Annotated in this window: 10 protein-coding genes; 6 read left to right on the forward strand and 4 right to left on the reverse strand. The window is 34.7% G+C overall.

Annotation, left to right across the window (positions count from 1 at the left end; all coding sequences use genetic code 11):
* The first annotated feature begins 1,382 nt into the window (after positions 1–1,382).
* The 4 genes from LBE40_RS04990 (at position 1,383) to parE (ending at position 5,913) form a co-directional block, all read left to right on the forward strand.
* Positions 1,383–2,027, forward strand: a complete 645-nt coding sequence (locus LBE40_RS04990) for a LemA family protein (protein ID WP_004860446.1) — start codon at positions 1,383–1,385, stop codon at positions 2,025–2,027.
* The gene (locus LBE40_RS04995; RefSeq protein WP_004860447.1) at positions 2,027–2,878 is read left to right on the forward strand and encodes a TPM domain-containing protein; all 852 of its coding nucleotides are present in this window, start codon (positions 2,027–2,029) and stop codon (positions 2,876–2,878) included. Before LBE40_RS04990 ends, LBE40_RS04995 begins: the two co-directional genes overlap by 1 nt.
* A gap of 149 nt (positions 2,879–3,027) precedes the next feature.
* Positions 3,028–3,765, forward strand: coding sequence for a lipoyl(octanoyl) transferase LipB (lipB, locus tag LBE40_RS05000; RefSeq protein WP_004860449.1), 738 nt, complete (start codon positions 3,028–3,030; stop codon positions 3,763–3,765).
* An 81-nt stretch (positions 3,766–3,846) separates the two neighbouring features.
* A complete protein-coding gene (gene parE, locus LBE40_RS05005) occupies positions 3,847–5,913 on the forward strand; it encodes a DNA topoisomerase IV subunit B (protein ID WP_004860450.1) in 2,067 nt (688 codons plus the stop codon).
* A 19-nt stretch (positions 5,914–5,932) separates the two neighbouring features.
* On the opposite strand, the gene recJ is transcribed toward parE, so the two are convergent.
* Positions 5,933–7,717 (reverse strand): single-stranded-DNA-specific exonuclease RecJ, encoded by a 1,785-nt coding sequence (gene recJ / locus LBE40_RS05010; protein ID WP_004860453.1) that lies wholly within the window; start codon positions 7,715–7,717, stop codon positions 5,933–5,935.
* A gap of 298 nt (positions 7,718–8,015) precedes the next feature.
* Between recJ and rplM the strand changes: the two genes are divergently transcribed.
* Positions 8,016–8,480: a 50S ribosomal protein L13 gene (rplM, locus tag LBE40_RS05015; RefSeq protein ID WP_004860454.1), complete on the forward strand. Its 465-nt coding sequence runs from the start codon at positions 8,016–8,018 to the stop codon at positions 8,478–8,480.
* Positions 8,481–8,482: 2 nt separating this feature from the next.
* Complete coding sequence (gene rpsI / locus LBE40_RS05020) at positions 8,483–8,968, forward strand: 30S ribosomal protein S9 (protein WP_004860456.1); 486 nt, start codon at positions 8,483–8,485, stop codon at positions 8,966–8,968.
* Positions 8,969–9,071: 103 nt separating this feature from the next.
* Here the strand turns inward: rpsI and LBE40_RS05025 are convergent, their stop codons facing one another.
* The 3 genes from LBE40_RS05025 to LBE40_RS05035 all read right to left on the reverse strand — a co-directional run bounded on the left by LBE40_RS05025 (position 9,072) and on the right by LBE40_RS05035 (position 11,710).
* Positions 9,072–9,437, reverse strand: a complete 366-nt coding sequence (locus tag LBE40_RS05025; protein ID WP_006589570.1) for a response regulator — start codon at positions 9,435–9,437, stop codon at positions 9,072–9,074.
* A gap of 1,337 nt (positions 9,438–10,774) precedes the next feature.
* On the reverse strand, positions 10,775–10,960 hold the full coding sequence (locus LBE40_RS05030; RefSeq protein ID WP_004860460.1) for a hypothetical protein: 186 nt from the start codon (positions 10,958–10,960) through the stop codon (positions 10,775–10,777).
* Positions 10,961–11,482: 522 nt separating this feature from the next.
* Positions 11,483–11,710 carry a hypothetical protein gene (locus LBE40_RS05035; RefSeq protein ID WP_004860462.1) on the reverse strand — a complete coding sequence of 76 codons (228 nt, stop codon included), beginning with the start codon at positions 11,708–11,710 and terminating at the stop codon, positions 11,483–11,485.
* Positions 11,711–11,927 lie beyond the last annotated feature (217 nt).

An 11,927-nucleotide genomic window follows, 5' to 3' on the forward strand; every position in this document is an offset into this window, starting at 1 on the left:
TGTCTATCCCAATAAGCTACATCTTATTCTCAAACCAATCACAAAAATTACAAGCCTTTCGGGAAATTATTGCACAGGGTTTCATAATTTTACCATTCCATTTCTTTAAACTGCCTTAGAGATAATCATATCAAACACTCAGCTCTAAAATGCACATTTACTCCTTATCACAATATCAAAATCAAAACTGAGTTGAATAGGCAGCAAAACCCAAGAAAATATCTAAACAAGAACTCTACACCTCATAAAAAAACGTTCGATCTTTTGAAAGTTAAACGTAAAAGGAAACCTCTTTTGTCTACAATATTAAACGAGTCAACCGAAATAAAAAGATGAATGATAAAACGCATCCTTTCATTGGTAACAATAAAATCCACCACACTTCCCCCAAAAGACATAACTGACTATAAACTCTGCCAAATTTTAACATCCATCACTGCTTTGCAACCATAAAAATAGACACTAAAAGCACACCATAGCAACTCTTTTTTCAACGGAAAACTCTAGAGATTCAACTAAACGATATAACGGATAGAAATCTGCCCTCGTTTAAGAGTTAAGAGCCCACTCAAAAATTGAAACTCACACGCAGCAAAGTCATTTTCTAAAAAAGAAAGCTATCAGATAATAAAACGTAACACAAGCATTTGGTAACCTCACACTATACAATGTCTTTTTCTATAAATAACAGTTTGTTTTTGTTGTATTTTTTAGATAGATGGATGAGCAAATAATTTAGGGGAATAAGATCTTCCGGCATTCTCCCTTATAAAACACATCCTTTGTCTGCAAATTTTTTCTAGTAATTCTTTAAATGCTGCTAAGTCATCTTTTGAAAAACTAGGTAAATATTCTAACAAATATACCAACAATTTCACGATATAATGGAATTGTAAAACTATTGCGACAAGCTTCTGCTTCTTTTCGTAACAGTTCTGCCGTTTCTTGATCTAAATCATATAGATTTAATTAATACGTAGCTTTTCGAAGAAAGCACCTAATATTTGCCTTTTAAAACATTGTTCTTAATTTATATTTTTAAAGCAAAATTTCCGAATTTTTATTTCCAGAGCCTCTAAGCTCATCCAAAAAATTTTCTCTAATTGTTATCGCACAAGAATAAGAGGTTTCTAAATAAAAAGGCAAAAAAGCTAATCTATTGCAAATAATATACAATAACAATTAATATTAAATATTATAAAATATAATTTTTTATTTAATAATATTATTTTTTATATTTAAATTATTAATTACAATAAACAATATAAAAACTCACGCCGATATGAATTTTATCATAAAATGTCTGTTTATAAAATTTAAAATACTTTTTATAGAAAAGATACATCCTATATAATATATAAAATATTTGTGGAGATATCTTTATGTTAAATGTACGAACTGCTTCAATAATATTTTCTTACCCTATGGTTAAAATATTAAGGCAATTTTCAAGCGCTATTTTCTTGATATTTTTAATACCATTTTTAACTGGCTGCGGATTTAATACGATCCCAACAAATGAAGAAAAAGCACATGCCGCATGGAGTGAAGTGCTAAACCAATATCAACGTCGTGCAGATCTCATTCCTAATCTCGTGGAAACTGTCAAAGCCTATGCTGCCCATGAACAAGCTGTTTTTACGAATGTTATTGAAGCACGTGCTAAAGCAACGCAAGTAAATATCAACGCAGATATGTTGAATGACCCAGAAATAATGAAAAAATATCTCAACAATCAAGCAAATTTATCAAGCGCACTTTCACGTCTTATGGCTGTTGTCGAAAACTATCCTGATCTTAAAGCAAATCAGAACTTTCTTGCTCTTCAATCACAATTAGAAGGAACTGAAAACCGTATTTCTGTCGCGCGCCGTGATTATATCGAAACCGTGCGTGCCTACAATACAGCTCTTAAAACAATGCCAACCATGATTTGGGCAAAATTATGGTTTCGTGATGCTAAGCCTATGCCAACTTTTACTATCGATACCAATAGCCAACAAACACCGAAAGTCAATTTTAATTAATGAAACCGTTTCGACATTCTATGCAACGTAGTGTTTTTCCATGCTTATGGGCTTTTTTGAGCGCTCTATATTTGGTCATTGCATTGGGAAGTGTTGCTTACTCGCAGACTAAGTTTCCTCCCTTAACTGGCTATATCAACGATGTAGCTCATTTGCTTGATAATGCAACAAAAAAGAACTTAACAGAAAAACTGGCTGTACTCGAAGAGCAAACAGGAGATCAAATTGTTATTGTAACTCTCCCCACCCTTTCAGGAAACAGTATAGAGGCATATAGCAATTCTCTTTTTCGTACATGGAGATTAGGTCAAAAACAGATCAATAATGGTGTGTTACTCGTCATTGCACCAAATGAACGCGAAGTACGTATTGAAGTGGGTTATGGTTTGGAAGGAGAGCTAACAGACGCTATGTCCTCAGTCATCATTAATAACTTCGTTCTTCCCAATTTCCGTGAAGGAAATTATCAAAAAGGAATTGTCGAAGCCGTTCATGCAATTATAAAAGTTATTACAGAAAATGATTCTGATTTTTCTTTTCGAATCAAGGAAAGAGCTAGGGCTATTGAAGAAAAACGTAAACAAGCCGAACAAGAAGAAATGATAATCAATACAATTATGTTTTTAATCCTTTTTATAATGGTTGGTTTACCCATTTTTGCAATGATTTTTGGTAAAAAAGTAGGTCCACAAAAATATCTCTGGATGGGTATAATCTTCACACCTTGGTTTTTAAATTTAAATGCTGCGGGCAGACGCACTGGTAGAATCTATGGTAGCCATTCAGGAGGCAGAGGATTTAGAGGTGGTGGTGGATCATCAGGTGGTGGCGGCGCAACAGGAAGGTGGTAAAAGGAGTACATATTTTTAAGTATAGCGAATTTTCTTAAAATAAAATTCATTATTGTGTTATCTTAATTTTAATAAACAATTTCATATCTTACCCTGTAACTCTTTTACTGTTTGTAATGCGAACTCGAATACCAATATAAATATTGCTCATGACATTTGAATTAAAACATACTGATCGTAATCATTTACCACATCAGTTTAAAACAGTCCTCGGGAATCCACCAGTTGAATGGAAAATAAGTAATAACTTGGTCGAATATCCTGAAGCAATGCGTTATATGCAAGAGCGTGTAGAAAACATTCTTGCAAAAAATGAGCATGAACAAGTTTGGCTTCTTGAGCATCCTTCCCTTTATACAGCTGGTACAAGTGCAAACAAAAAAGATCTTTTAGCACCTCATTTGTTTCCTGTTTATGAAGCAGACCGCGGTGGTGAATTTACATATCATGGTCCAGGTCAACGTATTGCTTATATTATGCTTGATCTTAAACGCCGAAAACAAGACATCCGTGCTTTTATTAGTGCCTTAGAAGAATGGATCATACAAATGCTTGCGAAATTTAATATTAAAGGTGAACGTCGCGAAGATCGCGTTGGTGTTTGGGTTAAATGTCCCAATTGCTTTTCTACACAAAGCGACTTCTCTCCCGAAAATAAAATCGCGGCTATTGGCATTCGTATACGCAAATGGGTAAGCTTTCATGGCGTTTCTATCAATGTTAATCCGAATTTAGCGCATTATTCAGGGATTGTTCCCTGTGGAATCACAAATTACGGTGTAACCAGCTTTTTTGATTTAGGTTTCCCTGTAAAAATGCATGATATTGATATTGTTCTCAAAAAAGAATTTGAACAAATTTTTGGTCCAACAATTGATGTTTCCTAAGTGCATTGATTTTTAAATAAAAAACAGGCATAAATTTATTTTCATGAAAATTTTATTTTGTGAGGTGGATAATCAAACGCTATGAGCGATAACAGCAAAGATCTTTTTAGTATTTTAAATAATGCACAGTCTCGGGTAAATACAAAAGGAAAAAATTTACAATTCCCTATGAAGTCAGAAGCAATGGCTTCGAAAAAAAATACGAAAGATACGCAAGAAGATAGCTATAATGCCCTCTCTATTCGAGTGCTTGAGGGTTTAGAGCCTGTGCGCTTACGTCCTGGAATGTATATTGGTGGAACAGATAGTAAAGCACTTCATCATTTATTTGCCGAAATTATTGATAACGCCATGGATGAAGCTGTCGCTGGTTATGCAGATTTAATTGATGTATCGCTAGATAGAAACGGCTATTTAACGGTTACAGATAATGGACGTGGCATTCCTGTCGAAAACCATCCTCAAATGCCTGATAAATCTACTCTTGAAGTCATTATGACACAACTCCATTCAGGTGGAAAATTTGATGGAAAAGCTTATCAAACTGCTGGAGGGCTTCATGGAGTAGGAATTTCTGTTGTTAATGCTCTTTGCGATGATATGGAAGTCGAAGTAGCACGAGAACGAAAACTTTATCGACAACGCTTTTCACGCGGTATTCCTCAATCTGAATTGGAAGATTTGGGTGATGTTTATAATCGTCGTGGCACACGCGTTCGTTTTCATCCTGATAGTAAAATTTTTGGTGAAAAAGCAGCTTTTGATCCAGAAAAAATTTATAAGATGGCACGCTCCAAGGCTTATCTTTTTGGCGGCGTAAAAATTCGCTGGAATTGCGACCCTATCATACTCGAACAAACAAAAAATATTCCTGAAAAAGCTGTTTTTCACTTCCCTGATGGCCTTAAAGACTATTTACTCTCATCTCTGAAAGATGAATATCGAGTAACGTCGGAAATTTTTTCTGGCAAAACAAAACAATGTAATGGCCATGGCTCCGTTGAATGGGCTATCGCTTGGCATGGTGGCGATGCCTGCGTGCAATCTTACTGCAATACTATCCCCACAGGAGAAGGGGGAACACACGAAATGGGATTGCGCCAAGCTCTTTTGCGCGGATTGAAATCTTACGCTGAATTAATAGGCAACAAACGTGCTTCTATCATTACATCCGATGATGTTATGATTTCAACGGCTGCAATACTTTCAGTCTTCATCAGAAATCCTGAATTTGTTGGACAAACCAAAGATCGATTAGCAACCATCGAAGCACAACGTATCGTTGAGAATGCTATACGTGATCCTTTCGATCATTGGCTGACAAATTCTCCACAAGAATCCACAAAACTTCTCGATTGGGTTGTTGAACGTGCTGAAGAACGTGTTAGACGGCGTCAAGACAGAGAAATAAGTCGGAAAACTGCTGTACGGAAATTACGTCTTCCCGGTAAACTTGCAGATTGCAGCCAAAACTCTGCCGCTGGAGCTGAATTATTCATTGTTGAAGGTGATTCTGCTGGTGGTTCCGCTAAACAAGCGCGAGACAGAGCAAATCAAGCAATTTTACCTCTTCGTGGAAAAATCCTAAATGTAGCCAGTGCCGCACACGAGAAAATGAACTCAAGCCAAACAATTGGCGATCTTATACTTGCTCTTGGATGTGGAACGCGCACTAAGTATCGCGAAAAAGATCTCAGATATGAACGTATTATCATTATGACCGATGCGGATGTTGATGGTGCTCATATTGCCTCTCTTCTCATTACTTTCTTTTTTCAAGAGATGCCCGATCTTATTCGTCAAGGACATTTGTACCTTGCAGTGCCTCCTCTTTACAGAATATCACAAGGAGGAAAAGTCGCTTATGCACGTGATGATACCCATAAGGATGAATTACTAAAGACCGAATTTACTGGAAAAGCTAAAATCGAAATTGGTCGTTTCAAAGGACTTGGTGAAATGCGCGCTGAACAGCTTAAAGAAACGACTATGCATCCTCAAAAACGTACACTGCTACGTATTTCTATTGATACAATGGAAATGCAAGAAACTAAAAATACAGTAGAGAGTCTCATGGGAACAAAACCAGAAGCGCGGTTTCGTTTTATACAAGAAAATTCTACTTTTGCTTCTCATCTAGACATCTAATTTTCAAAAAAACTCTCTCTTAAACTACCGCTGCTGCGTCAATCACACGCAGTTGTGGATTAATCGTTCCATTCCAATAATTCAAGCTAAGATTACCAGCCAAATGGATTATTTCGCCAATATTTTCAAAAAGAAAATCACCAAGCGCTGTTCCTACAGCACGAAAAGCTATTCCTTGCAGTTTTTTTCCTTCAATATTAGAAATAACAATGCGAAGATGTCCTTTTCCAACCTCACTTAGATGAACGAGCCGATGAGAAGGAAGAACAAAAACAGGTGTATTATTTCCTGAACCAAATGGACCTGCTTTTTCGATCATCTCAAAAAGCTCTTTATTAGCACCAGAGGCAGAAAGACAACCATCTATATTGAGAGACTTTTTAGCACGCAACTGCGAAACCATTAAAGAGACTTTTTCTTCTAGCCATTCTCTAAAAGTTTCAATTTTTGTCGATTGGATTGTGATCCCTGCTGCCATACTATGCCCCCCTCCCTTTTCTAATAAATTTAATGTGACAGCTTCACGAACAAGTGCCCCTAAATCTATACCGCTCATTGAGCGTCCCGATCCCACACCACTTCCATCTTCTTTCAAAGCAATTGCAAAAACAGGACAAAAAAAACGCTCTTTTAAGCGAGATGCGAGAATACCAATAATTCCCGGATGCCATTCTTGATGAGCAATGACAAGTGACCGTGGTGTTTCACTCTCTTGATAAAGAGAAGCAATATAAGTTTCTGCTTGCTCTAATTGAATGCCCTCCATTTCTTGACGTTCTTGATTAAGCTGATTCAATTGTTCTGCTATTCTCTCAGCCTCATCTTTATTATTACAGCTGAGCAAACGCGCTCCCAAAGCCTGATCTCCAATACGACCTCCTGCATTAATTCTAGGACCTAATAAAAAACCTAAATGAAAGCTATTAAGCGGCTCACCTATACGCGCAACCTTTGTTAAAGCTGCTATCCCAAGATTATGCATGGAACGAGCAACTTGAAGCCCTTTAACTACAAAAGCACGATTAACACCTTGTAATGGAACGACATCACATATAGTCGCCAACGCAACAAGATCGAGCATACTTAGAAGGTCAGGAAGCTTTCCTTTAAATTTTTTCTTCCGCAATAAATGATGAACCCATGCTAATGTAACAAAGACGACGCCAGCAGCGCATAAATGCCCCTGTCCAGAAAAATCATCAGGACGATTAGGATTGACAAGAGCAATAGCTTCTTGATGAACCTCTGACATTTGATGATGATCTAAAATTACAACATCAGCGCCTGCAAGCCTTGCTGCTTTTACTGCATCTGGACTATTTGCACCACAATCAACGGTAATAATTAAATGGGCACCTTCTTGCACGAGCATTCTCATTGCTTGTTCATTTGGGCCATATCCTTCAACGATACGATCAGGAATATAAATTTTTACTTCCATACCAAAATAACGGAAAAAGCGCGCTACCAGTGCTGATGAACAAGCACCATCAACGTCATAGTCACCAAAAACTGCAACCTTCTCTTGATTCAAAATAGCTTTAACAATACGCTCTGCTGCACATTGCATATCGTTAAAACTTTCTGGATCAGGCATTAACGTGCGCAACGTTGGATTGATAAAAGCAACAGCTTCAGATTCATCAACATCTCTTGCTGAAAGAACCCGCGCCAACTGATCTGGAAGACCAAATTTTTGAGAAATCGCACGAGCGTTATTGGCCCCTTGAATATCAAGAGCATCTAACCAAGCCTGACCACAAGCAGAAGATTTGACATTGAGAAAATAAAGAGACCGCTGCATTATTACTTATTTTATAATGAAGGTGAATAAAATACAATCAGGACTTAAAGATAAAACTTTCTTTCTCAGCGTCTATTCTCATTTAAAAAGTGCATCAATACCTCTCAATGCGTAGTATTATAGTACCTCAATCATAAAGTACTGTTTTATAAGTTTTTATTTTCTCTTGACGTAAACCAAAAGACATTATATCAGAGCAAGTAGTACGCGTTAAATATTTCGCTATGATATCAATCTTCAACGCAAAGCAATAAAAATGCCCTTAAGTTTTAAAGGGATTTAATTAAAGGATACTTCTATGGCAACTTTTTCACAAAAGCCAACTGAAGTGGTGAAAAAATGGGTTATTATTGACGCAGAAAACCTTGTTTTAGGTCGTCTTGCCACATTCGTTGCTAATCGCTTACGTGGCAAACATAAAGCTACATTTACTCCACATGTCGATGATGGTGACAATGTTATTGTGATCAATGCAGATAAAATATCTCTTACCGGTAAAAAATATACAGATAAAAAATATTATTGGCATACCGGCTATATTGGTGGAATCAAAGAACGTACAGCGCGTCAGATTCTTGAAGGACGTTTTCCTGAACGCGTTATTGAAAAGGCTGTAGAACGTATGATTCCTCGTGGACCACTTGGCCGTCGCCAATTGAAGAATCTGCGTGTTTATGCTGGAAGCCAACACCCGCATGTGGCACAACAGCCTGAAGCTCTTGACGTTGGTGCTCTAAACCGCAAAAACAAAAGGATTGCTTAATTATGGCTGAAATTAATTCTCTTTCTGAGCTTGGTGCAGTAACAAATATTGCAGAAACTCATGAAAATGTCACTCCTATCCACTTGCAAAAGATTGATTCACAAGGACGTGCCTATGCAACAGGAAAACGTAAAGATGCTGTTGCTCGCGTATGGATCAAACCAGGCTCTGGAAAAATCATTATTAACAATAAGGAATTCGACAAATATTTTGCTCGTCCTGTTCTTAGAATGATTCTTCGTCAGCCAATTGTTGCAACGAACAGAGATACTCAGTTTGATATTGTTGCAACCGTTGCAGGCGGCGGTCTTTCCGGACAAGCTGGTGCAGTACGCCATGGTATTTCCAAAGCTTTAACCTATTATGAGCCAGAACTTCGCACGATTTTGAAAAAAGGTGGATTTCTCACCCGTGATAGTCGCGTTGTTGAACGTAAAAAATACGGTAAAGCAAAAGCGCGTCGTTCTTTCCAATTTTCAAAGCGCTAATTTCAATTTTCGCGCGACATATAGAGCCCCGTTTTCGATGGGGCTTTTTTCGCGAATAGTAGCAGCTGCTCATTCGCTTTTTCTACTATAATTTAACAAGGTTTCAGTCTAAAAAGTGCTTTACCATTGTAATAAAATGAGGAACGGAAATAGGTTTTGACATATATTCTTCACATCCACTTGCACGAATTCGCTCTTCATCCCCTTTCATAGCAAAGGCTGTTACGGCAACAACGGGGATAGATTTAAGTTCTTCATCCTCTTTTAATTGTTTAATGACATCAATCCCTGACACCTCTGGCAACTGAATATCCACAAGGATAAGAGAAGGCATTGATGAACGAGCCAAATCTAATGCCATCAAACCATTACGCGTTTCAACAGTTTCATAGCCACTCGCCTCTACAAGATCACGGAATAACTTCATATTCAGTTCGTTATCTTCCACGATCATAACTTTTTTTGACATCATTATAACTCCACTCTTTTAGAGATAAATCAAATAGAGAAATAGAAATTAATACACATCCTCTTATTTAAGATAAAATGATAAAAAAAATTGTAAACCGTAAAGAAATTAAATAGCTCCCTATAAAAGTAATTCTTCGCAACCATTTGTAATGCTTATCTTTATGCTTCTGCATTTTATAAGAATAGAATCCATAAACACCGTAAAATTGTAGTGTTACATATTTTTGGAATTGCTATACAAAGTTTATGAATGTCTAAATCAGCCGGTACGTCTTTTCATTGTAGAAAAGATATCAGTTACGAAAATTAGCTCACATACGTATATCGCATAGGAAAACTATAAATAGCTTTGATATATATAGATTGTTTTGCAGTAAGAAAAGTCATAGTTTTATATATTAAATTAGAGCGTTTAATATTGTGATATTTAGTTATCTCAGACGCTGAGATTATAGAAATGCACTGTTAAATGCAACAGCAGTAAAGGACACTGAAAAGTGGAGAATCAACTATAAATTCTCAACATCTTTTCAGAACTCATTTTTCTTCCGTTATAATTTTCTAAAAAAGCTCTTGTAAGAAAATATGAACTGCATACAAAAAATTAATGTTTTTAATTTCTATATCATCAATCGTATTATTTTTTATCACCGATAATCAATAATATTTCTATAGCTATAGACTTATTTTATAACGGCAAATTAAAGTATCATCTTTGTTTATTGAAAGAGAGGATGTTAAGCTTTATCTTTCTCTTTTATTTTTCAGCAGAAACTACAAAAATAATAATTTTAATAAATATTTTATATAATATTAAGTATATCAAATAAAAACAAATTATTTTATTTTAAAATAAGATAAAATATTATTAAATAAATTAAACTTATAAAATTCAAAAATATAAAATGCTATAAAAAAATTACAAAAAACGAACTTATTATCATTAATATATTTTTTTACTATAATCTTTAGATTTAAATTATAAATATAAATAAAATACAATTATAATTATTATTGAAAATAACATATTTATAATAAAACTAATAAAATTCATCCACATTAATAAAAACTACCATAATAATTAATAATTTTAATATATATAAATTAAATTTATTTCATCAATATAAACTTATATTTGTTATATTTATATAATTAATTATTATATAAAATACTCAATAAGATAAAATATGTTAATTATATAAAAATTAAATAAAGAAAATATTAAAAATTAATGTATTACTAAAAGATATTTTATCAATAAATGTAGACAAATTCATTAAAACATGTCTACAAAATTATCACAGAGTTAGAAATGTATTAATAAATATTTATAAGCTAATGATAGCACGCGTTATACTGAGATCCTAACCCTATAACCCCTCCTATTCCGTAGCCAAGGCCGCCCCCACTGATTCCTACACCAGCCGCTGCTCTCGGCAGCACACCCGTTCCGCCTGTTGATATTCCTCCTATTGCAGCTCCTGTAACTCCTCCAAGATTCTGTCCTACATGATATCCCACTAATCCCGATGAATGTATTGTAGAGAGATAATCTCCAACAGTACACCCAGCCTGTGAACCACTGCTTGAGAAATTTATTGATGAAATATTAGAGCAACTAGAAAAATCAAATGAACTTATCTTTTATAACAATACTATAATTTATTTAATAAATACAATTAGTGTATATTAAAAATATAATTATTATTTTCTACAAACCAATATGTTTAACAACATAATTAAAAGCATTTATTATAGATACCATAATTACCATTAAAAGAGATTATTTTACAGAATATTTCCAGTTACAACTTTTAACTCTAAGTAAAAAAATACATACAAAAATAGCTATAATCTCTGGAAGAAATAATTTTATAACCTTATAAATAATAGATATCCCTGAATTAAGTTTCATATATATTTAGTATATTTTAAATATATTTACAAATTAATGAATTCAGGGACATCTTTCTAGAAATTATCTATAATTAAGATAAATAACTCTACTCTTCATTTGAAAACTTCTACGAAGCAAAAAACCTTCTACCCAGCAAGCTTGGCAAAACAGCACCCAGGGAGGACACGGTCACCAGGAAAGCCTGGTGGAGGTGTAGGATTGCTAGGACAAGCACTAAGAGGAATAGTAGGTCTGATCTTGTCGCCAGGAAAGCCCGGAGTAACCGGAATAGGACAACGATCTGGAAATATTTTTGGTGTTTCTCCAGCAAATTTTGGACACTGTAAATTATAAATCGAATTCAAATCAAACATATAAATCCTCCTTAATTAATTATTAATAACGTATCAACATGATACGTTTTAAGTGGTTATCATGCGCTTTAGCCAAATGTCAAACATATTTTTAAAAATAATTATAAAATCATAAATACATTATGTATATATTATTCGTGTACATAATGTATAATTTAATTAAATAATAATTCTATTTACAATACTGTTGAAATATGAGACATGAAGCATAGTTTTT

The organism is Bartonella taylorii (assembly GCF_023920105.1).
Classification (GTDB): Bacteria; Pseudomonadota; Alphaproteobacteria; order Rhizobiales; family Rhizobiaceae; genus Bartonella; species Bartonella taylorii.